The organism is Micromonospora citrea (assembly GCF_049629545.1).
Taxonomy (GTDB): Bacteria; Actinomycetota; Actinomycetes; order Mycobacteriales; family Micromonosporaceae; genus Micromonospora; species Micromonospora citrea_A.
This window is the reverse complement of record NZ_JBNADX010000011.1, coordinates 66,334-91,557: the sequence shown is the minus strand read 5'-3', so window position 1 is coordinate 91,557 and position 25,224 is coordinate 66,334. Positions and strand designations below refer to the sequence as shown.

The 25,224-nt window shown below is 74.4% G+C and carries 19 protein-coding genes; 13 read left to right on the top strand and 6 right to left on the bottom strand.

The features are described from left to right. The first annotated feature begins 65 nt into the window (after positions 1-65). The 5 genes from ACPFP2_RS14450 to ACPFP2_RS14430 all read left to right on the top strand — a co-directional run bounded on the left by ACPFP2_RS14450 (position 66) and on the right by ACPFP2_RS14430 (position 4,052). On the top strand, positions 66-245 hold the full coding sequence (locus ACPFP2_RS14450; protein ID WP_424089669.1) for a hypothetical protein: 180 nt from the start codon (positions 66-68) through the stop codon (positions 243-245). Between the two features lie 43 nt (positions 246-288). After that, positions 289-1,053, top strand: a complete 765-nt coding sequence (locus ACPFP2_RS14445) for a class I SAM-dependent methyltransferase (RefSeq protein ID WP_424089668.1) — start codon at positions 289-291, stop codon at positions 1,051-1,053. Then, the gene (locus ACPFP2_RS14440) at positions 1,050-2,243 is read left to right on the top strand and encodes an alkaline phosphatase family protein (RefSeq protein WP_424089667.1); all 1,194 of its coding nucleotides are present in this window, start codon (positions 1,050-1,052) and stop codon (positions 2,241-2,243) included. The genes ACPFP2_RS14445 and ACPFP2_RS14440 overlap by 4 nt, the downstream gene beginning before the upstream one ends. Positions 2,244-2,281: 38 nt before the next feature. Next, positions 2,282-3,541 carry a DNA polymerase IV gene (locus ACPFP2_RS14435; protein WP_424089666.1) on the top strand — a complete coding sequence of 420 codons (1,260 nt, stop codon included), beginning with the start codon at positions 2,282-2,284 and terminating at the stop codon, positions 3,539-3,541. Positions 3,542-3,656: 115 nt separating this feature from the next. Continuing rightward, complete coding sequence (locus ACPFP2_RS14430) at positions 3,657-4,052, top strand: DUF3040 domain-containing protein (protein ID WP_088975267.1); 396 nt, start codon at positions 3,657-3,659, stop codon at positions 4,050-4,052. Positions 4,053-4,382: 330 nt separating this feature from the next. On the opposite strand, the gene ACPFP2_RS14425 is transcribed toward ACPFP2_RS14430, so the two are convergent. Genes ACPFP2_RS14425 through ACPFP2_RS14415 form a run of 3 tightly spaced genes read right to left on the bottom strand, consistent with a single transcriptional unit; the run spans position 4,383 to position 9,220 of the window. Further along, on the bottom strand, positions 4,383-6,848 hold the full coding sequence (locus tag ACPFP2_RS14425; RefSeq protein ID WP_424089665.1) for a transglutaminaseTgpA domain-containing protein: 2,466 nt from the start codon (positions 6,846-6,848) through the stop codon (positions 4,383-4,385). 16 nt (positions 6,849-6,864) lie between these two features. Continuing rightward, positions 6,865-8,163, bottom strand: coding sequence for a DUF58 domain-containing protein (locus ACPFP2_RS14420; RefSeq protein ID WP_424089664.1), 1,299 nt, complete (start codon positions 8,161-8,163; stop codon positions 6,865-6,867). A 1-nt stretch (position 8,164) separates the two neighbouring features. Next, positions 8,165-9,220, bottom strand: coding sequence for an AAA family ATPase (locus ACPFP2_RS14415; protein WP_424089663.1), 1,056 nt, complete (start codon positions 9,218-9,220; stop codon positions 8,165-8,167). Positions 9,221-9,777: 557 nt separating this feature from the next. On the opposite strand from ACPFP2_RS14415, the gene leuS reads away from it, so the two are divergent. Beyond that, positions 9,778-12,618, top strand: a complete 2,841-nt coding sequence (gene leuS, locus ACPFP2_RS14410; RefSeq protein WP_424089662.1) for a leucine--tRNA ligase — start codon at positions 9,778-9,780, stop codon at positions 12,616-12,618. Between the two features lie 770 nt (positions 12,619-13,388). Here the strand turns inward: leuS and ACPFP2_RS14405 are convergent. Genes ACPFP2_RS14405 through ACPFP2_RS14395 form a run of 3 tightly spaced genes read right to left on the bottom strand, consistent with a single transcriptional unit; the run spans position 13,389 to position 16,040 of the window. After that, positions 13,389-14,084 carry a TVP38/TMEM64 family protein gene (locus ACPFP2_RS14405; protein ID WP_424089661.1) on the bottom strand — a complete coding sequence of 232 codons (696 nt, stop codon included), beginning with the start codon at positions 14,082-14,084 and terminating at the stop codon, positions 13,389-13,391. Beyond that, entirely contained in the window at positions 14,081-14,803 is a 723-nt protein-coding gene (locus ACPFP2_RS14400; RefSeq protein WP_424089660.1) for a type 1 glutamine amidotransferase, read from the bottom strand. The genes ACPFP2_RS14405 and ACPFP2_RS14400 overlap by 4 nt, the downstream gene beginning before the upstream one ends. Next, positions 14,793-16,040: a MurT ligase domain-containing protein gene (locus ACPFP2_RS14395; RefSeq protein ID WP_424089758.1), complete on the bottom strand. Its 1,248-nt coding sequence runs from the start codon at positions 16,038-16,040 to the stop codon at positions 14,793-14,795. The genes ACPFP2_RS14400 and ACPFP2_RS14395 overlap by 11 nt, the downstream gene beginning before the upstream one ends. A 356-nt stretch (positions 16,041-16,396) precedes the next feature. Between ACPFP2_RS14395 and mraZ the strand changes: the two genes are divergently transcribed. The 7 genes from mraZ (at position 16,397) to mraY (ending at position 25,096) form a co-directional block, all read left to right on the top strand. Next, positions 16,397-16,828 (top strand): division/cell wall cluster transcriptional repressor MraZ, encoded by a 432-nt coding sequence (gene mraZ, locus ACPFP2_RS14390; RefSeq protein WP_424089659.1) that lies wholly within the window; start codon positions 16,397-16,399, stop codon positions 16,826-16,828. A gap of 211 nt (positions 16,829-17,039) precedes the next feature. Continuing rightward, positions 17,040-18,152, top strand: coding sequence for a 16S rRNA (cytosine(1402)-N(4))-methyltransferase RsmH (gene rsmH / locus ACPFP2_RS14385; RefSeq protein ID WP_424089658.1), 1,113 nt, complete (start codon positions 17,040-17,042; stop codon positions 18,150-18,152). Beyond that, the gene (locus ACPFP2_RS14380) at positions 18,149-18,751 is read left to right on the top strand and encodes a hypothetical protein (RefSeq protein WP_424089657.1); all 603 of its coding nucleotides are present in this window, start codon (positions 18,149-18,151) and stop codon (positions 18,749-18,751) included. The genes rsmH and ACPFP2_RS14380 overlap by 4 nt, the downstream gene beginning before the upstream one ends. Before the next feature lie 4 nt (positions 18,752-18,755). After that, positions 18,756-20,954, top strand: coding sequence for a peptidoglycan D,D-transpeptidase FtsI family protein (locus ACPFP2_RS14375; protein WP_424089656.1), 2,199 nt, complete (start codon positions 18,756-18,758; stop codon positions 20,952-20,954). Positions 20,955-21,045: 91 nt separating this feature from the next. Continuing rightward, on the top strand, positions 21,046-22,569 hold the full coding sequence (locus ACPFP2_RS14370) for a UDP-N-acetylmuramoyl-L-alanyl-D-glutamate--2,6-diaminopimelate ligase (RefSeq protein WP_424089655.1): 1,524 nt from the start codon (positions 21,046-21,048) through the stop codon (positions 22,567-22,569). Next, entirely contained in the window at positions 22,566-23,966 is a 1,401-nt protein-coding gene (locus ACPFP2_RS14365; protein ID WP_424089654.1) for a UDP-N-acetylmuramoyl-tripeptide--D-alanyl-D-alanine ligase, read from the top strand. Before ACPFP2_RS14370 ends, ACPFP2_RS14365 begins: the two co-directional genes overlap by 4 nt. Continuing rightward, positions 23,963-25,096 (top strand): phospho-N-acetylmuramoyl-pentapeptide-transferase, encoded by a 1,134-nt coding sequence (mraY, locus tag ACPFP2_RS14360; protein ID WP_424089653.1) that lies wholly within the window; start codon positions 23,963-23,965, stop codon positions 25,094-25,096. Before ACPFP2_RS14365 ends, mraY begins: the two co-directional genes overlap by 4 nt. Positions 25,097-25,224: the final 128 nt, after the last annotated feature.

Genomic DNA, 25,224 nt, shown 5'->3' with positions numbered 1-25,224 from the left:
GCCCGGACGAGGGAGACTTCCGCACACGCGCGGGCAGAGTGGCCCGCACGGCAAGGGGGTGGACCATGACCTTCAACAGCACGTACACCGGTGGTGTGGCGAACGTCCGGCGCACCCGGCTGACCGCCGGCTGGTCGCCGGAGCAGGACGCGGAGCCCCGCGAGTACCAGGTGACCGACGGGCCGGTGGCCAACGCCCAGCGTTCCCGGGCGGAGGAGGACCCCGCCGCCGGCGGGGAGTCCTGACGGCACGACCCACCACCGCCTGACAGGGGGTCGGGTGGCGCGGGTGACTAGGCTCGACCGGGTGGAGCAGACCACCCGGTTTACCGAACCGCCGCTGACCCCCCGTACCGCTGTCATCTGGTCGGTCCTCGCCGCCGAGCTGGACCGGCGTGCCGGTGACCAGCTCACCGTGCTCGACGTCGGCGGCGGGACCGGCGGCTTCGCCGTCCCGCTCGCCCAGGCCGGACACCGGGTCACCGTGGTCGACGCCAGCCCCGACGCGCTCGCCGCGCTGACCCGCCGGGCCGCCGAGGCCGGGGTCGCCGACCGGGTACGCGCGGTGCAGGGCGACGGCGACGCGCTGGCCGGGCTGGTCGAGCCGGCCGGTGTCGACCTGGTGCTCTGCCACTCCGTGCTGGAAGTGGTCGACGACCCGGCGCCGGTCGCTTCCGCCCTCGCCGCCGCGCTGCGCCCGGCCGGCGCGGCCAGCGTGCTGGTCGCCGGACGGGCCGCCGCCGTGCTGAGCCGGGCGATGAACGGGCACCTGGACGTCGCCGCCGCGCTCGTCGCCGCCCCGGACGGTTCCGCCGGCGCCCGCGACACCCTGCGCCGACGCTTCGACGCCGACAGCGCCACCGCGCTGCTCGCCGCCGCCGGGCTCACCGTGGAGGAGATCCACGGGGTACGCGTCCTGGCCGACCTGCTCCCCGCCGCGGTGGCCGACGGCCAGCCGGCCGCCCTGGTCGAGCTGGAACGTGCCCTGGCGGCCCGGTCGCCGTACCGGGATCTCGCCGCCCAGCTGCACCTCTTCGCCCGCCGCCCGGCGTGACCGACCCGCGACGACCGTCGGGCGGGCCGGGGCTCGGCCGGGTCGGGCCGCTGGAGATCGTGCCGCCGCGGTACGGCGGGGACAGCCTGGCCGACGTGGTGCCCAGCGCGCTGGCCGTGCTCGGGGTGCCCGGCGCGGTCGACCTGCTCGGCCTGACGCCCCGCCTGGCCGGGGTACGCCGGGTCGCGGTGCTGCTCGTCGACGGCCTCGGCTGGTACCAGATCCCCACCGCCGCGCCGTACGCGCCGACCCTGGCCGGGCTCACCGCCACCGCCGGCCGGCCGCTGACCGCCGGGTTCCCGTCCACCACCCCGACCAGCCTGGTGAGCCTCGGCGCGGGCGCACCGCCCGGACCGCACGGGGTGCTCGGCTTCACCGTCCGGGTGCCCGGCACCGACCGGGTGCTCAACCACATCGAGTGGGCCGGTGACCCGGAGCCGCTGCACTGGCAGCCGGTGCGCACCCAGTGGGAGCGGGCCCGGGCGGCGGGTGTGGCGGTGACCGTGGTCAGCCGCCCCGAGTACGCCGGCAGCGGGCTGACCCTGGCCGCCAACCGGGGCGGCGACTTCCGGGGCGCGGCCGGCGTGGACGCGCTGGCCGCCACGATGCTCGCCGCGCTCGCCGCCGGCGACGGCCCGACCCTGGTCTCCGGCTACCACCCCGACCTGGACCGGCACGGCCACCTCAGCGGGGTCGACTCCGCGCCCTGGCGGCTCGCCGCCGCCGGGGTGGACGCGCTGCTCGCCCGCCTCGTCGACGGTCTCCCGCCGGACGCCGCGCTGCTGGTCACCGCCGACCACGGCCAGCTCGACGTGCCCGCCGCGCACCGCTTCGACCTGGACACCGACCCCCGGCTGCGCGACGGCGTCCGGGTCGTCGCCGGTGAGCCGCGGGTGCGGTACCTGCACGTCGCGCCGGGCGCGGCCGACGACGTGGTGGCCGCCTGGTCGGCGGTGCTCGGTCCGGCCGCCCGGGTGCAGACCCGCGCCGAGGCGGTGGCCACCGGCCGGTTCGGCCCGGTGCCGGAGGAGCACCTGGGGCGTATCGGTGACGTGGTGGTCACCTGCCACGGCACGTACGCGGTGCTGGCCAGCCGCTCCGAGCCGCCGGCGGTGTCCCGACTGGTGGCGTACCACGGGGCGGACACCGCGGCCGAGATGACCATTCCGCTGCTGGTCGTGCGGGGCTGACCGGCCGGGCTGTCACACCGACGGGCTAGCCTGCGGGGATGGGTCGGAGCCAGTCGTTGCCGCGCGGCGGTGACCCGCGCTTCGGGCCGGGCGCCGACGACTCGGGCAGCCCGATCCTGCACGTCGACATGGACGCCTTCTTCGCCTCGGTCGAGGTGCGCCACCGCCCGGAGTTGCGCGGCCGGCCCGTCGTGGTCGGCGGCACCGGGCCGCGCGGCGTGGTCAGCTCCGCCAGCTACGAGGCCCGGCGGTACGGCGTCCGCAGCGCCATGCCCACCATGCGGGCCCGCGCGCTCTGCCCCGACGCGGTCTACCTGCCACCGGACTCCGGCCGGTACTCGGCCGCCTCCCGGGCGGTCATGCAGATCTTCCGCGACGTCACCCCGCTGGTCGAGCCGCTCTCCCTGGACGAGGCGTTCCTCGACGTGGCCGGGGCCCGGCGGCTGTTCGGTTCCCCGGCCGAGATCGCCCGGCTGATCCGCCGGCGGGTCGCCGAGGAGCAGCGGCTGACCTGCTCGGTCGGGGTCGCGCCGAGCAAGTTCGTGGCCAAGCTCGGCTCCACCCGCGCCAAACCGGACGGGCTGCTCGTGGTCCCCGCCGACCGGGTGCTGGAGTTCCTGCACCCGCTGCCGGTGGCCGCGCTCTGGGGAGTGGGGGAGCGTTCCGCCGAGACGCTGCGCCGGCTCGGCCTGTCCACCATCGGTGACCTCGCCGAGGCGCCGTACGGCATGCTCCGCCGGGCGGTCGGCGAGGCGTCCGCGACCCACCTGCACGAGCTGGCCTGGGGCCGTGACCCGCGCGCGGTGAGCCCGGAGCACGTGGAGAAGTCGATCGGCGCCGAGGTGACGTTCGACGCGGACGTGGACGACCCGCTGGAGATCCGCCGGGCGCTGCTCGCCCTCAGCGAGAAGGTGGGCGTCCGGCTGCGCCGCGCCGGGCAGGTCGGGCGGACGGTGTCGATCAAGGTACGGCTCGCCGACTTCCGCACCGTCAACCGGTCCCGCACCCTCGGCGGGCCGACCGACGTGGCCCGGGAGGTGTTCGACACCGCCTGGGCGCTCTACACCGCTCTCGACCCGGGCGAGCGCATCCGGCTGGTCGGCGTACGCGTCGAAGGGCTGGCCGGCGTGGCCGGCGCGCCCCGGCAGCTGACCCTCGGCGCCCCCGAGCGCGGCTGGCGGGAGGCGGAAGCCGCCGCGGACGCCGCCGCTGCCCGATTCGGGCGGTCCGTCATAGGTCCGGCCAGTCTGCTCGGTAGGGGTGATCCCCGTCGGCGGGAAAATCCGACCCGGCCGTAGGTCGTCCCGCTTTCCGACGCGCGAACCCCCTCGTAGACTTGTCGGCAAGCAGCCGGTTGGCTGCCACGGTCTGTCGGCCCGACCGGGCCGACCAACGTGACCGGGGAGGAGTGCCGTGCCGCTCTCGGAGCACGAGCAGCGGCTGTTCGAGCAGATCGAGCGGTCGCTTGCCGAGGACCCCAAATTCGCCTCGGCCGTGCGCGCCAGCGATCCGCGCTTCCACGCGCGGCGTCGCCTGCTCGTCGCTGCCGGCGTGGTCGTCGTCGGCCTGGCCCTGTTGGTCTACGGCGCGGTGATCAAGACTCCGCCACTGGCAGTGGCGGGCTTCGTCGTCATGCTGGCCGCCTTGGGCTACGCGGTGCAGTCGCAGCGCAGGGCGCAGTCCCCCGACCTGCACGTGGTCGGGGGCACAACCAGTCGCCGTCGTCCGCGCGGGCGCGCGGGTCGACGGCCGTCGCTGCTGGACCGCATGGAGGACCGGTGGCGTCAACGCCCGGAGGGACATCGCTGAACGTCGTCGCCCGCCGCTGAGGCGGGCCGGCGTCATCACGACGACGGTAGGTGCCGGACCTGATCCGGCCACCACCGTCGTACCACCGTGTCCGCGACCCGACCCTGCGGGTGTGGTCTGCCCGGCTGAGGATCGTCCGCGACGCGCCTCGCGGAGCACACCAGACCCTTCCCGTCGTGCCCGGCCGGCGGGCGACTTCCTGGATGTAGTGGTCTCCCGAGGCGGGGATGCCACTACATCCAGGAAGTTGCGCGATCTTGGGCGGGAGGTGGCCGCTGCGTCACGTGGCGGCGCGCCCGACGCGGAGCCGGCGGACAACCGGGAGGCGGGTCAGGCGCGGCGGGCCAACAGGCGGCGCGGGCTCCACCGGGCCAGCCGGTACCGGGCCTGTCCGCCCCTCGCCACCAGCCACGAGGACCGCTCCGCGGCGGCCAGCCGCCAGCGCAGCAGCACCGACGGCGGGAGCAGGGCGGCCAGCAGCCGGGTACGCCGGTCGGACCGGGCGGCGAGCGCACCGCGTACCGAGGTCAGGGCCGGGTGCAGCGGCTCGCCGGTGAGCGGGTCGCGGGCGTAGCGCGCCCGTTCCTCCGCGCGGCCGAGCAGCCGTACCGCCGCCGTCGAGGTCGCGTCCTCGGCCAGGGCGTCGCGGACCAGGCGTTCCGCGGTCGCCCGGGGCGTCTCCGTCCGATCGACGCGGACCCGGTAGTCGACCAGGGTGTCCAGCAGCTCGTCCCACGCCGCGTGGGCGTCGGCCCGGGCCCGGTCACGGTCCGCGCCGAGCACGACCATGCCGGGCGCCTCCCCGGTGGCGGCGCCGGAGCCGGCCGCCGTCACCGCCGCCGGGGCGGGCTGCGCGTGCCGACGGCGGCGCAGCGTCGCCCGGCGCAGCGCCGGCACGGAGAGCAGGGCGAGCAGCGCCAGCAACCCGCCGGCCGTCCACCACGGCCAGCTGGGCGTACGCCGCACCGGGGCGCCGGTGACCGGGTCGAAGCCCTCGTCGACCTCCCGGTCGGCCGGGTCCTGCCGGTCCGGCCCGGCGGTGGCGCCCGGGTCGTCCGGGGCGGCCCCCGGCGCGGAGGTGCTCGACGGCTCCGGGTCCGGGGCGTCGCTGTCCGGGGCCCAGGCCGAGCGGTTCGCGCCCTGCACGGCGTACGCCGGGGTGGGGTCGAACGGCACCCAGCCCATCTGGTCGAAGTAGACCTCCGTCCAGGCGTGCAGGTTGCGGTTGGTCAGCACCCAGGTGTCGTCCCCGGCGCCGGCGCCGTTGGTGAACCCGAACGCCACCCGCGCCGGGATGCCGGCGGACCGCACCAGCCAGGCCATCGCCGCCGCGTACTGCTGGCAGTAGCCGACCTTGTTGGTGAGGAAGTCGACGATCTCCTGGCCGCTGGTGCCGCCCTTGGTGCTCAGCGAGTAGCTGAAGCCGTTCTCCCGGGAGAAGTAGTCGTAGATCGCCCGCACCTTGTCGTAGTCGGTGCGTTCGCCCTCGATCAGCCGGGACACCAGCAGGTCCACCTGCTGCACCGCCGGCCGGCGGGTCTGCTGGACGGCGATCGGGTGCTCGGCCGGCAGGGAGGGCGCCCGGCGCAGCGCGGCCGGGCTGAACGTCGACCGGACGTACTCGAAGGAGTAGCGCTTGCCCCGGGAGTTGTCCCGGTTGGAGAAGACGACGCCGAGGTTCTGGTCGTAGAGCCAGTTGCCGCTGAGGCCGTCGACACCGACCGGGTCGGAGTAGACCGGCACCAGCGGCATGGTCAGGTTACGGCTGACCTCCACGGTCGCCCGGTGGCGCTGCTGTTCCACGCCTTGACGCGCGGGCACCTCGGGCAGGTCCCGGTCGACCCGCCTGCCGTTGGGGGGACGCACCCGGAAGCCGTCCGGACGCAGCTCGTCGGCGACGCCGAAACGCAGGTAGAACGGGTTGGACTCGGTGGTGGTGACCTTGACCATCTCGGCCACCTCGGACTGGTTGAGCTGCCCGCTGAGCGCGGCGAACAGGTCGATCCGGCCGGGGCTGCCGCCCTGCCCGGGCCGCCCGTTGCCGGTGCCGTCGCCGGCCGTGTTGAACTGGTCGAGCAGGCCACCGGTCATCCCCGGTACGGCCAGCGGCACGGCCACGGCCAGCGCCACGCCCACCACCGCCAGCCGACGACCGGCGGCGGCCAGCGGGGACGCCTCCCAGACGTCGACGTCGCGCCCCTCGCCGGTGAACCGGCGACCGAAGCGGCGTACCCGCTCCACGTTGTCGGTGACCAGCAGCCAGAGGTAGCCGCAGGCGCCGACGACGAACGGCACCGCCGGCACGCTGTCCACGTAGACGGCGACCGGCACCGAGTAGATCGCCAGCATGGGCAGGCCGGCCAGCGCGGGACGGCGCAGCCCCACCGCCAGCAGGTCGACCAGCACGGCCACGGCGCCCACCCCGAGCACGGTGATGAACAGCAGCGGGGTGGTGTCCGGCACCTTCACGCCGTACGACCGCATGTCCTGCACCGAACCCTGCACCAACTCGCCGAAGTGGGCGAGGGTGGCGGGGGTGGGGATGAACGCGACCAGTTCGGTGCCGCCGGGGAAGAGCCAGGTCAACGCCAGCAGCAGGCCGCCCAGCATGGCCAGCGCCTGCCCCCAGATCGGGGCCCGCACCAGCCGGGCCAGCGCGGCCACGCCGGCCACCACGGCCACCGCGATGGCGGCCTGGATCAGCCAGGTCCACCGCTGGAAGATCGACGACAGTGGCGCGGCGGCGAGCAGTGTCGCCGCGGCGGCCACGAAGCCGAGGTTCCGGGACGCGATCACGATCTCACCCTCCCTGTCACCGGACGACGCCGGCGACCGTCTCGGCCATGGCCGCCCGCAGGGCGAAGCCCTGCGAACCGCGGGCCGCCTGCGGCCACAGCGCCGGCAGCCGGCCGCCGTGGTCGACCCCGATCACCCGCCAGCCGCCCTGCAACAGCGCCAGCGCGGCGGCGCCGTGGGCGCGTTCGGCCTCGGCGCGGGCCTTCTCCGGCAGGTTCAGCCAGGTGCTGCTGTCCAGCAGGAAGCCCACGCAGGTCGCGCCGTTGCCGCGCAGGCCGGACAGCAGCTCGGCCTCGGCCGGGCCCAGCGACCCGAGCAGCGCGATGATCAGGCCGCCGTCGGCGCGCTGGCGTACCCGCTGCACCAGGGTCGCGACGTCGCCGCGCTGGTCGAGCCGGACGTCGGCCAGGTGGTCGAGGAGCACGCCGTCGCCGGCCGCCTCGGTGGCGTCGACGTCCACCCCGGAGCCGGTGACCAGGCGCAGCTTGTAGCCCGACTGCCGCAGGTGCACGGCGACGCTCGCGGCGGCGGTGACCGCCCACTCGAAGCTGGCCGTCGGGCCGTCGCCGCGGTGGCCGTACGCGCGGGTGTCCAGCACGACGGTGGCTCGGCTCTCCCAGGGCTGCTCCTCGCGCCGCACCATCAGCTCACCGGTGCGGGCGGTCGACTTCCAGTGCACCCGGCGCAGGTCGTCGCCCATCCGGTACTCCCGGGTGGCCGCGTCGTCCTCGCCGTGCACCGCGACCGACCGGGCCCGGCTGTCGCCGCTGCCGGCGTACTCACCCGGCAGGCGGACCGTCGGCAACGGGGTGACCTGCGGGATCACCGTCAGGTGGTCGGTGCTGGGGAAGGCCCGGGTCAGCTCGCAGAGCCCGAACGGGTCGGTCATCCGGACCACCAGCGGGCCCACCTCGTACCGGCCGCGCACGTCGGCGCGCACGGTGTACGCCACCGAGCTGGCCTGGTGTGCGCCGAGCCGTTCCAGCACCACCCGGGGCCGGCTGCCCAGCGCGTACGGCAGCCGGTCCTCCAGCAGCAGGGTGCCGGTGGGCAGCCGGGACATGTTCTGCAGGCGCAGCACCACCCGGGAGCTGGCCCCGACCGGCACCCGGTGCGGCTCCAGCGACCGGTTGCAGGCGAGCTTGTAGCGGCTGCGCCCGACGTAGAGCGCGGCGAGCAGCGGCAGGGCGGCCAGCAGCACCGCCACCCGTAGCAGGTCCTTCTCCCCGAGGATGCCGGCGGAGACCGCCGCCGCGACCGCGGCCGCCAGGAACGAGCGGCCGCGGGTGGTCAGGCCGCGCAGCCCGTCGCGCACGTCACGGCCTCCGCGGCTCGAACGGCGGGCGGACGGTGCCGGTGGCGGGACGGGGCGCGTCGTACGGGGCGCGCTTGCGGTCCTGCGGCAGTGCCAGCCGGTGCACCAGTTCGGAGACGATCGCGTCGGTGGTGCGTCGGGCGAGCTGGGCGTCGGCGGTCGGGATGATCCGGTGCGCCAGCACCGGCACCGCGAGGGCCTGCAGGTCGTCCGGGAGGACGTAGTCGCGCCCCTCCAGGGCGGCCACCGCGCGGGCGGTGCGCAGCAGTTGCAGGGTGGACCGCGGGGACGCGCCGAGGCGCAGCTCGGGGGACTCGCGGGTGGCGGTGACCAGGTCGACGGCGTACTGCTTCACGGCGTCGGCGACGTGCACCTGGCGGACCGTGGCGATCAGCCGGCGGACGGTGTCGGCGTCGGAGACCGGCCGCAGCTCCTGCAACGGGTCGGCGGCGCCGTGGCCGTCCAGCATGGCCAGCTCGGCCTCGGGGCCGGGGTAGCCCATCGCGATCCGCGCGGTGAACCGGTCGCGCTGCGCCTCGGGAAGGGGGTAGGTGCCCTCCATCTCGATCGGGTTCTGGGTGGCGATCACCATGAACGGGGTCTGGAGCTGGTACGTCACCCCGTCGACGGTGACCTGCCGCTCCTCCATGCACTCCAGCAGCGCGGACTGGGTCTTCGGCGAGGCCCGGTTGATCTCGTCGCCGACGACCAGGTTGGCGAAGACCGCGCCCGGGCGGAACTCGAAGTCGTGCGTCTCCTGGTTGTAGACGCTGACCCCGGTGACGTCGCTGGGCAGCAGGTCGGGGGTGAACTGGATCCGGCGCACCGAGCAGTCGATCGAGCGGGCCAGGGCCTTGGCCAGCTTCGTCTTGCCGACGCCGGGGACGTCCTCGATCAGCAGGTGACCCTCGGCGAGCAGGACGGCCAGGGCGAGGCGCACGGTAGCGGTCTTGCCTTCGATGACCTGCTCGATGTTGGCCACGATGGCTTCGCTGGCGGCGCGGAACTCGTCGTGCGGCAGCAGGCCGCCCACCTCGTCCCAGGTCTGTTGTGTCACGGGCCTCCTCCTCGTCGCCGGAACGGCAGCTCTGTAAAGAGCACCTGGACCCGCCGTTGGGTTCGCGACGCCGAGCCACGTCTGCCGCAGAAATCTCACTGGTCTCTCAGGCTAACCATGTTTGCCGCTGTCGCCGACCCCCGCAGGTAGACGGTCGGTTACGCCCCGAATATTCGTCAGGTCGGGGGACGAGCCGGTCGCTGTCGGTGGCGTACATGATCACGATCGGCAGTCGGTGGCCCGGCGGACGCCGGGGGCGGCGTCCCACCGTGCGGTGGCGGGCGTCCGCCGGGCGGGACGGCGGGGTACACTGCCGGACATGGCCGGAGTCTTCCTGCTCCTTAGCGAGCCGTGCTGATGCGCTGACGCGCGACAGCACGGCGGCCCCTCCTGCGCGAGGGGCTTTTTTGTGCCCTTCGACAGGTGGCGCGGCGCGCCGGCCGTCGGCGGGCGCGCCGAGCGGACCACTCCCCATACCGACCATGACCACGCCGAGCGAGGTCAGCATCGAGCCCGGCCGTGGCGGCCGGCGGCGACGAGCGAAGCGAGGAGACGCCATGAGTGAGGCAGCCGCACCGGCGGGCGACATCCCCCCGTACCGGTACAGCGCGACCCTGGCCGACGAGATCGAGCGGCGGTGGCAGGACACCTGGGCGCGGGAGGGCACCTTCCACGCCCCGAACCCGACCGGGCCGCTGGCCGACCCGCGGCACCCGCGCGCCGGCGCGGAGAAGCTGTACGTGCTGGACATGTTCCCCTACCCGTCGGGCGCCGGCCTGCACGTCGGGCACCCGCTGGGCTACATCGGCACCGACTGCTTCGCCCGCTACCAGCGGATGGCCGGGCGCAACGTGCTGCACGCGATGGGCTTCGACGCGTTCGGCCTGCCCGCCGAGCAGTACGCGGTGCAGACCGGCACCCACCCCCGGACCACCACCGTGGCGAACATCGAGCGGTACAAGGCGCAGCTGCGCCGGCTGGGCCTGGCCCACGACGAGCGGCGCTCGGTGGCCACCATCGACACCGACTTCTACCGCTGGACGCAGTGGATCTTCCTGCAGGTCTACAACTCCTGGTACGACACCGAGGCGAAGAAGGCCCGCCCGGTCGCCGAGCTGATCGCCGAGTTCGAGGGGGGCACCCGGCCCACCCCGGACGGCCGCCCGTGGGCCGAGCTGACCGTGGCCGAGCGGCGGGCGATCGTCGACGACCACCGGCTGGCGTACGTCTCGCAGGCACCGGTGAACTGGTGCCCGGGGCTGGGCACCGTGCTGGCCAACGAGGAGGTCACCGCCGACGGCCGCTCCGAGCGGGGCAACTTCCCGGTCTTCAAGCGCAACCTGAAGCAGTGGATGATGCGGATCACCGCGTACGGCGACCGGCTGCTGGACGACCTGGACACCCTGGACTGGCCCGAGCCGATCAAGCTGATGCAGCGCAACTGGATCGGCCGGTCCACCGGCGCGCACATCGACTTCCCGACCGCCGCCGGGCCGGTGCGGGTGTTCACGACCCGACCGGACACCGTCTTCGGCGCCACCTACATGGTGCTGGCCCCGGAGCACGAGCTGGTCGACGTGCTGGTTCCGGCGGCCTGGCCGGAGGGGACGAAGGACGCCTGGACCGGCGGGCACGCCAGCCCGCGTGCGGCGGTCGAGGCGTACCGGAAGGCGGCGGCGGCCAAGACCGACATGGAGCGGCAGGCCGACACGAAGGAGAAGACCGGCGTCTTCGTCGGCGGGTACGCCACCAACCCGGTCACCGGGGGACAGGTCCCGATCTTCATCGCCGACTACGTGCTGGCCGGCTACGGCACCGGCGCGATCATGGCGGTGCCCGCCCAGGACGAGCGGGACTGGGCGTTCGCCGAGGTCTTCGACCTGCCGATCGTGCGTACCGTGCAGCCGTCGGACGGCTTCGACGGCAAGGCGTACACCGGGGACGGCCCGGCGATCAACAGCGCCGCGCCCGAGCGCGGCCTGGACCTGAACGGCCTGGGGGTCGCCGACGCCAAGGCCAGGATCATCGAGTGGCTGGAGGCCAACGGGCACGGTACCGGCGCGGTCACCTACCGGCTGCGCGACTGGCTGTTTTCCCGGCAGCGCTACTGGGGCGAGCCGTTCCCGATCGTGTACGACGAGACCGGGGCCGCCATCGCGCTGCCCGAGTCGATGCTGCCGGTCGAGCTGCCCGAGGTGGACGACTTCTCCCCGAAGACGTTCGACGCCGACGACGCCGACAGCGACCCGGAGACCCCGCTGTCGCGCCGGCGCGACTGGGTCGAGGTGGAGCTGGACCTGGGTGACGGCCCGAAGCGGTACACCCGGGAGACCAACGTGATGCCGCAGTGGGCCGGCTCCTGCTGGTACGAGCTGCGCTACCTGGACCCGACCAACGCCGAGCGGTTCGTCGACGCCGAGAACGAGCGGTACTGGATGGGCCCGCGCGGCGAGGGCGACTGCGGCGGCACCGACCTGTACGTCGGCGGCGCCGAGCACGCCGTGCTGCACCTGCTGTACGCCCGGTTCTGGCACAAGGTGCTGTACGACCTGGGCCACGTGTCGAGCTTCGAGCCGTTCCGCAAGCTGTTCAACCAGGGCATGATCCAGGCGTACGCGTACACCGACGCCCGCGGCGCGTACGTGCCCGCCGAGGACGTGGCCGAGCGCGACGGCGGCTTCTACCTGGGTGACACGGCGGTCAAGCGCGAGTACGGCAAGATGGGCAAGTCGCTGAAGAACGTCGTCACCCCGGACGAGATGTGCGCGGCCTACGGCGCGGACACCTTCCGGGTGTACGAGATGTCGATGGGCCCGCTGGAGGTCTCCCGCCCGTGGGAGACCCGGGCGGTCGTCGGGTCGTACCGGTTCCTGCAGCGGGTCTGGCGGGCGGTCGTCGACGAGCAGACCGGCGCGCTGCGGGTCACCGACGCGCCGGCCGACGAGGCGACCCGCCGGCTGCTGCACAAGGTGGTCGACGGGGTCCGCGGCGACATGGAGGGGATCCGGTTCAACACCGCGATCGCCAAGCTGATCGAGCTGACCAACGCGGTCACCCGGCTGTCGGAGACGCCGCGCGAGGTGGCCGAGCCGCTGGTGCTGATGGTGGCGCCGTTCGCCCCGCACGTCGCCGAGGAGCTGTGGCGGCGGCTGGGCCACGACGCCTCGCTGGCGTACGCGGACTTCCCGACCGCCGACCCGGCGCTGCTGGTCGCCGAGACGGTGACCTACCCGGTGCAGGTCAACGGCAAGGTGCGCGGCCGGATCGAGGTGGCCGCCGACGCGGCCGAGGACGACGTGCGCGCGGCGGCGCTGGAGGCGGTCGCCGGTGCGCTGGCCGGCAAGGAGCCCCGCAAGGTGATCGTGGTGAAGGGCCGGATGGTCTCGGTCGTCGCCTGAGTTGTCCGGCCCCCCGGGGCGGGTCCCGACCGGGACCCGCCCCGGGGGGCTCCGGGCTCCCGGTCTGCTCGACCCGGGTCGTCGTGCTCGACCGGGTCGTCGTGCTCGACCGGGTCGTCGTGCTCGACCGGGTCGTCGTGCTCGACCGGGTCGTCGTGCTCGGCCAGCCCGCGACCGGGACCGGCCGCAGGCTGGGTCTGGGCCCGGCAGGCGCCCGGCAGGCGCCGGGTCGGCGGGATGGCGGCGGGCTCGGGTCTCGGGCGCTGTGGAGTGGGGGCCCCTCTCGGGCGCTACGGACTTGATGGCGTGGATGGATCACCGGGCGGAAGCGGCTGCGTGGACGTACTCGACGGCGAGCCACGCCGGGTCGACGTACGGCAGGCTTGGCTGCGCCGCACGCCGTTCCAGGCCCCGCGCCAGATCATGGCCCGATCGTCGTGACAGGCCGGGGCCCACCGCGGCCGAGGGCGGCCGCGGCCTGTGATCCATCCATGCCATCAGGTCGGTAGTGAGTCACCAGCGGTTGTCGCCTTCCTCCTCCCGCCGCACCCGACCTGGGGCGGTGCGGCGTCACCGGTCCGGGACGTCCGCCGGCACCGACCGGTGAGCGCTGCCTCGACCGCTCGCCGGTGCGGGACCAGCCACCGTTGTCTCGACCGCTCGCCGGTGCCGGGCCAGCCACCGCTGCCAGCCGCGTACCCCGTCAACCGCGCCCGCCGGACCTCCGACCGCGACGGTGTCGGGAGGCGGCGAGGCGGGTCGGTCGTCGGTCACGGGTGCGGGTCGGTGATGTCGAGCCGGCGCTGCCGCTCCGCCCGCCACCAGCGGTGGACCAGCACCGCGCTGGCGATCAGGCCGAGGCCGGCGGGGGCGGCGGCGAACCAGTTGATCCCACCCGGCGAGGTGACCGCCGCGCCGACCGCCGCGTAGCCGAACGCGGTGGGCGCGGAGGCGATCACGCTGCCGACGAGGAACGGCAGCACCCGGGCGCCGGTGGTGCCGTAGCCGTAGCTGATCAGGCCGTACCCGGAGATGGGCAGCAGCCGTACGGTGATCACGCCGAGCACGCTCTGCCGGGCGAACCAGCCGTCGAGGCGGGCCAGCCGGCCCCGGACCCGGTCCGCGACGAACTCCCGGCCCAGCACCCGGCCGACGGCGAAGCCCAGCGCCGCCGCGAGCAGCGCCGCGCCCAGGGCGTACGCGGCCCCTTCCAGGGGGCCGAAGATCGCGCCCGAGGCGAGCGTGACGAAGGTGCGGGGGACCAGCGCGACCAGCAGCAGCGCCCCGGTCACCACCGCCACCGCCGGGGCGTACCCGCCGAGGGTGTCGGCGAGGTGCGGCAGCGCGTGCGGGTCCGGGCGGGGCACCACCAGCAGCAGCACGCCGAACCCGGCGAGCAGGAGCAGCAGCAGGGCGAACCGACGTGCCGGCGGCTGCCCGAGCAGCCGCCGGACGGCGGGGATCATGCCCGGGCGGCGGCGGCCACCGCGGCGCGGCGTTCGGAGCGGAGCCGGTCGGCCCAGGTGTCGTCCAGCGGCGGGAGCTGGTGCGCGCCGGTCGCCCAGCGCAGCAGCAGGTCGGCCAGGGCCGGGTTGCGGGCCAGCGCCGGCCCGTGCGAGTACGTGCCGAGCAGCTTGCCCCGCCACGCGCCCTCGGTGGCGCCGTCGTTGCCCACCCCGGCGGTGACCCGGGCCAGCGGCGAGACGCCCGGGCCGAGGTGGGTGCGCCCGCCGTGGTTCTCGAACCCGGACAACGCCGGGATGCCGAGCCGCGGGTCGACGTCGCCGGCCAGCTCGCCGACGGCCCGGGTGGGGCCCCGGTCGGAGGAGAGGTCCAGCAACTCCAGGCCGGTGCACCGGGTGCCCTTGGCGAAGAAGGAGGTGCCGAGGAGCTGGTAGCCGGCGCAGACGCCGAAGACGACCGACCCCTGGGCCACCGCCCGGTGCAGGCCACCGTCGGCGAGCAGCCGCTGCGCGCCGAGCGCCTGCGGGCCGTCCTCGCCGCCGCCGATGAGGTAGATGTCGGCGGTGGCGGGCAGCCGCTGGTCGGAGCGGACCTCCATGACCTCGACCGGCATCCCGCGGCGCTGCGCCCGACGGGCCAGGATCAGCACGTTGCCCCGGTCGCCGTAGGTGGAGAGCAGGTCGGGGTAGATCCAGACGATGCGCAGGCTCTCAGTTGACACGGTCCAACTCCGCTCGGATGTCCTGGAAGGCGGTGTAATTGGCGATGACCTCCAGCCGGCCCGGCGGGACCGTCCGGACCGCCTCGTCGAACGTCCGCACGTGCTGGAACGGCACGTCGTTGATCTCCAGCCGGACCGCCAGGTCGTAGGCCCGGTCGCCGGTGATCAGCACCTGCCGGCCGCGCAGCGGCGCGAAGTCGACGTCGAAGAGCCAGGAGGTGTCCAGGCCGTCGGGGTCGCGGGCGTTGATGGAGAGCAGCGTCGGGGCCTCGTCGGCCATGTCGAACGCCTCCAGCCAGCTGGCCGGGTTCTTCGCCAGCAGCAGCCGGATGTTGCGCCCGTCCCGGTCGACCTGGGCGTACCGGCCGGCGACCGAGGTGACCGTCCCGAGCCGGGAGACCGCGTCGACGGGGCGTACCCCGAACTCGGCGGCGACGGCCAGCGCGGTGGCCGCGTTGCCGATGTTCACCTTGCCGGGGAGCTGGAGGCTCACCTTGTGCCAGGCGCCGGTGGGGTCGAGGACGCCGTCGTCCTCCACCGTCCAGTGCGGCTCGGGGCGGCGCAGCGGGCAGCCGGTGCACCACCACTGTTCTGCCGAGCGCTGGATGGTGGAGCCGCACTCCGGGCAGACCCAGGAGTCGTCGTGCCAGCGCTGGCCGGCGCTGAACCAGGTGACGTGCGGGGCGTTGACCCCGCGCGCCGGGTCGGCCGGCGGGGTGGCTGCCCAGACCACCATCGGGTCGTCGGCGTTGGCGACCACCCGGACGTCGGCGTGCCGGACCAGCGCGGCGCGCCAGAGCTGCGCCATCATGGCCACCTCCTTGGCCCGGTCCAGCTGGTCGCGGGAGAGGTTGAGCAGCGCCACCACGTGCGGCTCGGTGGCCTCCAGCACCTGCGCGAGGTAGTGCTCGTCCACCTCCAGCACCGCGTACGGGGTGCTGCCGGCCTTGGCCAGCGCGGAGGTGTGGCCGGTCGGCATGTTGGCGCCGAAGGAGTTGGTGGCGACCCGGCCGAGCACGCCGACGGCGGCGGCAGCGAGCCGGGTGGTGGTGGTCTTGCCGTTGGTGCCGGAGATCAGCGCGATGGCGCGGCCGGCGGAGAGGTGGGCCAGCAGGTCCGGGTCGATCTTCAGGCCGATCCAGCCGCCGATCACCGAGCCGTCGCCCCGACCGGCGGCGCGCGACAGCGCCGCGGCGGTGCGCGACACGGAGCTGGCCACCTTCGCCCGCAGGGGCATCTTCGCGTCCGTCACGGCAGCGAGGTTACCGGACCGGTACGCCCCCCAGATCGCCGCCGACGACGAACCGTTCGGCCGGGGTCGGCCGGGCGTCCGGTCGTACCGCGCTCCACCGGACGGAGTCGATCAATGTCGGGTAGCGGACGCCCCGCCGGGGGCGCTCCGGCCCTCCACTCCGCTCCACCCCGTCTGACGTGCGCTTTTGCCCGCGTCGACGACGCGCCGCGCGGGCGATTCTGGTTGCAGGTGGAGGGAAGTGGAGTAGAGTGGGGCCCGATGGTGAGGCCGGGAGGGCCCACCGGCCCGGGGGGTCAGCGGCGACGCGAACGCCGCTAAAGGGCGAGGGGGTAGGGCCGATGTTCCTCGGCACCCACACTCCGCGCCTGGACGACAAAGGCCGGTTGATCCTTCCGGCGAAGTTCCGGGACGAACTGGCGGGGGGTGTCGTGATCACCAAAGGGCAGGATCGCTGCCTCTACGTCTTCCCCACGCCCGAGTTCCAGCGGATCGCGGACCAGTTGCGCACGCAGCCGATGACGAACAAGGCGGCCCGGGCCTACAGCCGGGTCTTCTTCGCCAGCGCGCACGACGAGGTCCCCGACAAGCAGGGGCGGGTCACCATCCCGGCCCACCTCCGGTCCTACGCCGCGCTCGACCGGGAACTGGTGGTGATCGGGGCGAGCACCCGGGTGGAGATCTGGGACAAGGCGGCCTGGGAGAACTACCTCGCCGAGAGCGAAGACGACTTCGCCGACATCGAGGAGGGGGTGCTGCCCGGCGGTCTGTAGGGCGTGGCGACGCCCGACGTACTGCGAGATCTCCAGCCGCTTTCGAGTTCCTGGCACCCCTTCCCCGGTGCCAGGCGCACGATCTCCTCTCCGGGGCCGCGGCCCGGGGTGGAACGGGAAGCGGATGGGGATCTGGCGGTACGACGGCACGGCGTCGTCCGACGGACAGAGCGCGGATCAGACACGGAACGTCTCAACAGTGGGGGTCGACATGGGGGAGCTACGCGGCACGCACGTGCCGGTGCTGCTCGAGCGGTGTCTCGAGTTGCTGGCCCCCGCGCTGGACCGGGGCGGCCGGACGGTCCACGTCGACGCGACGCTGGGTCTGGCCGGGCACGCCGAGGCGGTGCTGGAACGGCACCCGGACACCGTGCTGATCGGCCTGGACCGGGACACCGAGGCCCTCGCCCACGCGCGGGTCAGGCTGGCCCGTTTCGCCGACCGGATCCACCTGGAGCACGCCGTCTACGACGAACTGCCCGAGGTGCTGGAGCGGCTCGGCTATCCGGCCGTCGACGGGGTGCTGTTCGACCTGGGGGTCTCCTCGTTGCAGCTGGACGCGCCCGACCGCGGGTTCGCGTACGCCCAGGACGCGCCGCTGGACATGCGGATGGACCAGACCCGGGGGGTGACCGCCGAGGAGGTGGTCAACACCTACGCGCACCCGGACCTGGCCCGGGTGCTGCGGGTCTACGGCGAGGAGAAGTTCGCCGGAAAGATCGCCTCGGCGATCATCCGCGAGCGGGAGCGCGCCCCGATCACCTCGTCGGCCCGGCTGGCCGAGTTGGTCAGGGAGAGCATTCCGGCACCAGCACGACGAACCGGGGGACACCCGGCCAAGAGAACGTTTCAGGCTTTACGGATCGAGGTAAACAGAGAGCTGGCGGTGCTGGAGACGGCGCTGCCGGCCGCTCTCGACAAGCTCAACGTGGGCGGTCGCATGGTGGTCCTGTCCTACCACTCGCTGGAGGACAGGCTCACCAAGCAGGCGCTCGCCGACCGGGTCCGCAGCAAGGGCCCGGTCGACCTCCCGGTGGAACTACCCGGGTCTGGCCCGACGTTCCGGCTGCTCAGCCGGGGCGCCGAGCTTGCCGGGGAGGCGGAGGTCGCCGTGAACCCGCGCGCCGCCTCGGTGCGCCTGCGGGCAGCGGTTCGACTCGACCCGACCGCCGGGCAGCAGGGGCGGACCGACCGCGAACGGTACCGCCGCCGGGTCAAGGCGATGCACCAACCGGGGACGGGGTCGACACCGGGTTCCACAGTGGAACCGGGTGCGACGCCGGGGGACGGCAGAGGGACGGACGAAGAGGGGGAGGGAACATGAACGTCGACAAGCGCGGCGGCCGGGAGGCCGTCGGGCAGCGCGCACCACGGTCGGGGGGCCGGACCGTGGCGCAGCGCCCCACCCGCACCGGTGTGCCGGCGGACCTCGCCGGCCGACGGGGGGAGACTCGCGCCCGGGGGGCGCGCGAGTTCCCGACCGAGGGCAACGCCGCGCTGCGGCCGGCCGAGAAGCCGACCACGAAGACCGACGCCACCACCGCCGGCACGCCCCGGCTGCGGGTGGCGCCGCCGCCGCCCGTGCGGGTGCCGCGCGCGCCGTTCGCGGCGCTGATCGTGGTGCTGGTCGTCGGTGGGGTGCTCGGCATCCTGGCCGTCAACACGAAGATCAACGAGAATGCGTTCAAGCTCCAGCAGCTCCAGCAGCAGCAGGCCCGCCTCGACGTGGACCAGCAGCAGCTGGAGAAGCAGATCGAGGAGGCCAGGGCGCCGGGCAACCTGGCCGCCGAGGCGCGCAAGCTGGGCCTGGTCGAGGCCGGTGAGCCGGCGTACATCCGGCTGCCGGACGGGCGCATGATCGGCGTGCCGCAGCCCGCCAACGGCCAGCCGGCGATCACCAGCCAGCAGGGCAACGGGGGATAGACCAGTGCCACCGAGATCGGATGAACCGCGCCGGGACGCCACGACGGGCTCCCGGCGCGGCTCGTCGCGGGGGGCGGCCGGGCGGGCCGGCGACCCGCGTACCGGTGAGCCGGGGGTCGGCGGGATCTCCGACGCGCGGGCGTACACCCCCCGGGGCCGCACCATCCGGGAGAGCAGTGAGGAGCGGGCCGGGCGTGAGGAGCGCACCGGTCAGCGGCGCAACCCGCGCGCCAACCGCTCCGGCGACCCGTTCCGCCCCGCCCTCCAGGTGCTCGACGGCGGCCGGGCCGCCACCACCCGCGCCGGCCGCCGGGAGAACGCCCCGGCCGCCCGCGCCGGCGTGATCCGTACCGTCCCGGCGCGACCCCGCCCGGACGACGACGAGGAGCTGCCGCCACCGCGGCGGCGCCCCGCCCGGGCCCCGCGCCGGCCGGACCGCCCGGCCGCCCGCCGCCCCTCCCGCAAGCCCCCGCGACCGCCGAAGCTGGCCGAGCCGCGTCGCCGGCTGCGGCTGGGCACGCTGCTGGTCCTGGCGCTCTTCGCGACCATCGGCATCCGGCTGGTCTTCCTCCAGGCCGTGGACACCCCGGCGTACGCGGGCGCGGGCGTCGACGACCGGCTCACCCGGGTCGACCTGCCCGCCCCGCGCGGCGCGATCCTGGACCGCACCGGCGCGCCGCTGGCCCGCAGCGTCGAGGCCCGGTACGTCTTCGCCGACCCGACCCGGGTCAAGGACCGGACGGCCACCGCCCGACTGCTCTCCCCGCTGCTCGGGGTGCCCGTCTCGGAACTGGCCGAGAAGATGAAGCGGCGCGGCGACTCGCAGTTCCAGTACCTCGCCCGGGGTGTCGACATCCCCCGCGCCAAGCAGGTCGAGGCGTTGGACCTGGCCGGCATCGGAGTGCACCGCGACGAGCGGCGCGAGGTGCCCGGCGGTGACCTCGCCGCCAACCTGGTCGGCTTCACCAGTCAGGACATGGTCGGCCTGGAGGGCCTGGAGGCGCGCCACGACGACCTGCTCGAAGGCGTCGACGGCAAGCGGGTGTACGAGGCCGGCCTGGGTGACCTGAACGCCCCCATCCCCGGCGGCTACAGCATGACCACCCCGGCGAAGCCGGGCAGCTCGCTGGTGCTCACCATCGACCGGGACCTGCAGTACCAGGTGCAGCAGGTGCTCGGCCGGCAGATGGCGCAGACCCGGGGCAGCGTGGGCGCGGCCGTGGTGCTGGACGTGAAGACCGGTGAGGTGCTGGCGCAGGCGAGCCACCCCACCTACAACGCCGCGAAGCCGGAGCAGAGCCGGCCGACCGACCGGGAGGACGCCGCGACCAGCTTCGTGGTCGATCCCGGGTCGGTGCACAAGGCGATCACCTTCGGCGCGGCGCTGCAGGAGGGGGCGATCACCCCCGACACCACCATGCCGATCGCGAACAGCATCCTCAGGGGCGACACGGTCTTCTCCGACACCCACCCGGCGAACGGGCGGCGGATGAGCCTGCCGGGGATGATGGCGTACTCCTCCAACGTCGGCACCATCGAGATCGCCGAAAAGCTCGGCCGGGACCGGCTGATCGACTACCAGAAGCGGTTCGGGCTGGGGCAGCCCACCGGCGTCGGGATGCCCGGGGAGGCCTCCGGGCGGCTGCTGCCGGCCGAGGAGTGGAGCGGGTCGTCGTACGGGTCGGTGCCGATCGGGCACAGCGTCGACGCCACGCCGCTGCAGATGGCCGCCGCGTACGCCACCATCGCCAACGACGGCACCTACGTGCAGCCGCACCTGGTCAAGGAGGTCGTCGACGGGCAGGGCGGCCGGCGTACGCCCGCCGAACCGCCGGTGACCCGCCCGGTGCTCAGCCCGTCCAACGCCGCCGCGCTGCGTACCATCCTGGAGGCGGTGACCACCGTCGACGACGCGACCGGGGTGGCCGCGCGGGTCCCCGGCTACCGGGTCGCCGGCAAGACCGGCACCGGCTGGCGGCTGGTCGACGGCGTGAAGCAGCCCGGCGAGGTCGCCTCGTTCATCGGGATGGCCCCGGCGGAGAAGCCCCGGTACGTGGTGGCGGTCTTCGTCTGGAGCCCGGGCGGCGAGGGCGGCACCGTCGCCGCGCCGGCGTTCCGCGAGATGATGGGCTTCACGCTGCGCCACTACCGGGTGCCACCGTCGGGCGGCAAGGCCCCCAAGTTCGAGGTCTTTCCGCGCTGAGCAGCCACGGCGGGACATCATCGATTGGTGCGGACGAACCACCGGGGCGGCTGTACGGCCGGAACCGGACGACCGGGTAGGGTCTGACGCCGTGCCCGGCAATCCACGTCCTCGTACCGTGCCCGGAGTCCGGCTCGGCGACCTCGCCGCCCGGCTCGCCGTGGCGTCGCCGGAGGGTGCCGCCGACGTGGCGGTGACCGGGGCGACGCACGCCAGCCAGGAGGTCCGCCCCGGCGACCTCTACGCCGCCCTGCCCGGGGCCCGCCGGCACGGCGCGGAGTTCGCCGCCGGCGCGGCCGCCGCCGGCGCGGTGGCCGCGCTGACCGACCCGGCCGGCGCCGCCGCGGTGGCCGCGGCCGGACTGCCCGCCCTGGTGGTCGACGACCCCCGCGCGGTCCTGGGCGACCTCGCCTCCGCCGTCTACGGCGACCCGACCGGGCAGCTGACCGTCATCGGGATCACCGGCACCGCCGGCAAGACCTCCACCGCCTACCTGGTGGAGTCCGGCCTGCGCGCCGCCGGGCACGTCACCGGCCTGATCGGCACCGTGGAGACCCGTCTGGGCGACCTGGTGGTGGACAGCGTGCGGACCACCCCCGAGGCGACCGACCTGCACGCCATGCTCGCCGCGGCGCGCGAGCGCGGGGTGACCGCGCTGGTCATGGAGGTCTCCAGCCACGCCCTGGCGATGGGGCGGGTCGGCGGGGTCCGGTTCAGCGTCGGCGGGTACACCAACTTCGGCTCCGACCACCTGGACTTCCACGCCGACTCGGCGGACTACTTCGCCGCCAAGGCCCGGCTCTTCGACGGCCGCTGCGCGGTCGAGGTGCTCAACCACGACGACCCGGCGCTGCGTCCGCTGTTCAAGCCGACCACGGTCAGCTACTCCGCGGCCGGCGACCCCGCCGCGACCTGGTGGGCCGACGGCGTCGAGGGCCAGGGGTACGCCCAGCGGTTCACCCTGCACGGCCCGGACGGCCTGGTCCTGCCCGCCCAGGTGGCGCTCCCCGGCCGGCACAACGTGGCCAACGCGCTGCTCGCCGTCGCCGCGCTGGTGGCCGCCGGGGTGGACCCGGCGACGGCTGCGGCCGGGGTGGCCGCCTGCGGTGGCGTGCCGGGGCGGCTGGAGCTGGTCAGCGGCGATGCGCCGGTGCGCGGCGTGGTCGACTACGCGCACAAGACCGACGCCGTGGTGGCCGCGCTGGCCGCGCTGCGCGAGATGAGCGGCGGCCGGCTGATCTGCGTGATCGGCGCCGGTGGCGACCGGGACCGGGGCAAGCGGCCGGTGATGGGCGCCGCCGCGGCGGAGGGAGCGGACGTGGTGCTGGTTACCGACGACAACCCGCGCACCGAGGACCCGGCCACGATCCGGGCCGAGGTGCTGGCCGGGGCGTACGCCGCGGGCACCTCCGCCCGGATCATCGAGGTGCCGGGGCGGCGGTCCGCCATCGGCGAGGCGGTCCGGCTGGCCGAGCCCGGCGACACGGTGGCGGTGCTCGGCAAGGGGCACGAGCGCGGCCAGGAGGTCGGCGGCGAGGTGCATCCGTTCGACGACCGGGTGGAGCTGGCGGCGGCGCTGGGCGCCCGCTTCGGCGACCTGGCGGGTCGCCGGTGATCCCGCTGAGTCTGGCCGAGGTCGCCTCGGCGGTCGACGGGCGGCTGGCCGCCGCCGACCCGGACGCCCGGGTCACCGGCGCGGTGGAGTTCGACTCCCGCAAGGTGACCGCCGGGGCGCTGTTCGTCGCGTTCGGCGGGGAGAAGGTGGACGGGCACGACTACGCCGCCGCCGCGGTGGCCGCCGGCGCGGTGGCGGTGCTCGGCACCCGCGAGGTGCCCGGGGTGCCGATGGTGCTGGTGGAGGACGCGCTGGCCGCGATGGGTCGGCTGGCCCGCGCGGTGGTGGACCGGCTGCCGGAGCTGACCGTGATCGGGTTGACCGGCTCGTCGGGCAAGACCAGCACCAAGGACCTGATCGCCCAGCTCACCGTCCGGCTCGGCCCGACGGTCGCGCCGCCCGGGTCGTTCAACAACGAACTGGGGCACCCGTACACGGCGTTGCAGGCCACGCCGGAGACCCGGTTCCTGGTGTTGGAGAAGGGCGCCCGGGGGATCGGGCACGTGCGGTACCTGTGCGAGGTGGTGCCGCCGCGGATCTCGGTGGTGCTCAACGTCGGGGTGGCGCACCTCGGCGAGTTCGGCTCGCGGGAGAACATCGCCCTGGCCAAGGGGGAGCTGGTCGAGTCGCTGCCGGCCGACGGGCTGGCCGTGCTGAACGCCGACGACCCGCTGGTCGACGCGATGGCCGCGCGTACCGCCGCCCGGGTGGTCCGGTACGGCGAGGCGGCGCACGCCGACGTCCGGGCGGTCGACGTGACCCTCGACGACCGGGGCCGGCCGTCGTACACGCTGGTGACCCCGGAGGGGAGCGCGCCGGTGCGGCTGGGCCTGACCGGCCGGCACCAGGTCTCCAACTCGCTCGCCGCCGCGGCGGTGGCCCGGGAGCTGGGAATGCCGCCCGCCGAGGTGGCCACGGCCCTGGGCGAGCTGGGGTTGGTCTCCACCCGTCGGATGGACGTCTTCGAGCGGCCCGACGGGGTGACCGTCATCGACGATTCGTACAACGCCAACCCGGCGTCGACGGCGGTGGCGTTGCGCGCGCTGGCCGGCATGGGCCGGGGTGGGCGGACGTTCGCCGTGCTGGGCTACATGGCCGAGCTGGGCGAGTACGAACGCGAGGGGCACCGGGAGGTCGGTCGCCTCGCGGCCGACCTCGGTGTCGACCGGCTGCTCGTGGTGGGCGAGCCGGCCGCGCCGATCCACGAGGGCGCGACAGCGGTTAGTGACTGGGGAGGAGAGTCGGTGCTGCTCACCGATCAGGCGGCGGCCGTCGAGGTGCTGCGCAGCGAGCTACGGCAGGGCGACGTCGTCCTGGTGAAGGGCTCCCGGTACCGCACCTGGGAGGTGGCCGACGCGCTGCGCGCCGACGCCGCCGGTGACGAGGTGACGGCGTGAGGGCGGTCATCGTCGCGATCGGCGTGGCGTTCCTGGTCTCGCTGCTCTGCACCCCGATCGCGATCAAGGTGTTCACCCGGCTGAAGGCGGGCCAGCCGATCCGGGCCGAGGGCCCGGCGATGCACCAGGGCAAGAAGGGCACGCCGACGATGGGCGGCGTGGTCTTCATCCTGGCCACGGTGATCGCGTACGTCGCCGGCCACCTGGCGTTGACCACCCTGCCGGACGCGCAGATCGCCCAGGTGGAGCCGACCATCACCGCGCTGGTGCTGCTGGGGCTGATGGTCTTCTCCGGCGCGGTCGGCTTCATCGACGACTTCCTCAAGGTCCGCAAGCGGCACAGCGGCGGGCTCAACAAGCGCGGCAAGCTCGCCGGCCAGATCCTGGTCGGCGCGGTCTTCGGCGTGGTGGCGCTGTACTTCCCGAGCAGCATGACCGACGCCACCGGCGCGACGACGAACACCGAGACGGTGGGCAGCACGACGCTGAGCTTCATCCGGGACATCCCGGCCCTGGAGATCGGCAAGATCGCCTCGGTGATCGTGATCATTTTCGTGGTGATGGCCGCGACCAACGGGGTGAACCTCACCGACGGCCTGGACGGCCTCGCCACCGGCGCCTCGGTGATGGTCCTCGCCGCGTACGCGCTGATCGCGTTCTGGCAGTACCGCCACTGGTGCGCCGACCCGACCTACACCGCCAACCCGGAGAACTACTGCTACGCGGTGCGGGACCCGTTGGAGATCGCGCTGATCGCCGGGGCGGCCGCCGGGGCCTGCGTGGGCTTCCTGTGGTGGAACACCTCGCCCGCCCGGATCTTCATGGGCGACACCGGGGCGCTCGGCCTGGGCGGCCTGATCGCCGGCATGGCGATGTCGACCCGGACGATCCTGCTGCTGCCGATCATCGGCGGGCTCTTCGTGATCATCACGATGTCGGTGGTGATCCAGATCATCTCCTTCCGGACGACCGGCAAGCGGGTGTTCCGGATGTCCCCTCTGCAGCACCACTTCGAGCTGGCCGGCTGGAGCGAGGTCAACATCGTGGTGCGGTTCTGGATCATCGCGGGCATCGGCGTGGCCATCGCCCTGGGCCTGTTCTACAGCGACTTCCTGGCCAGCATGGGCTGAGTTCGGCGCGACGCGCACGGGGGTCCCTCATAGCCGAGGGGCCCCCGTTTCGCATTTCGACACGCCGACCGGACCGAACGACCGGAACGCGCCCACCGCAACCGCGATGATGGGCACGTGGGGGAGGA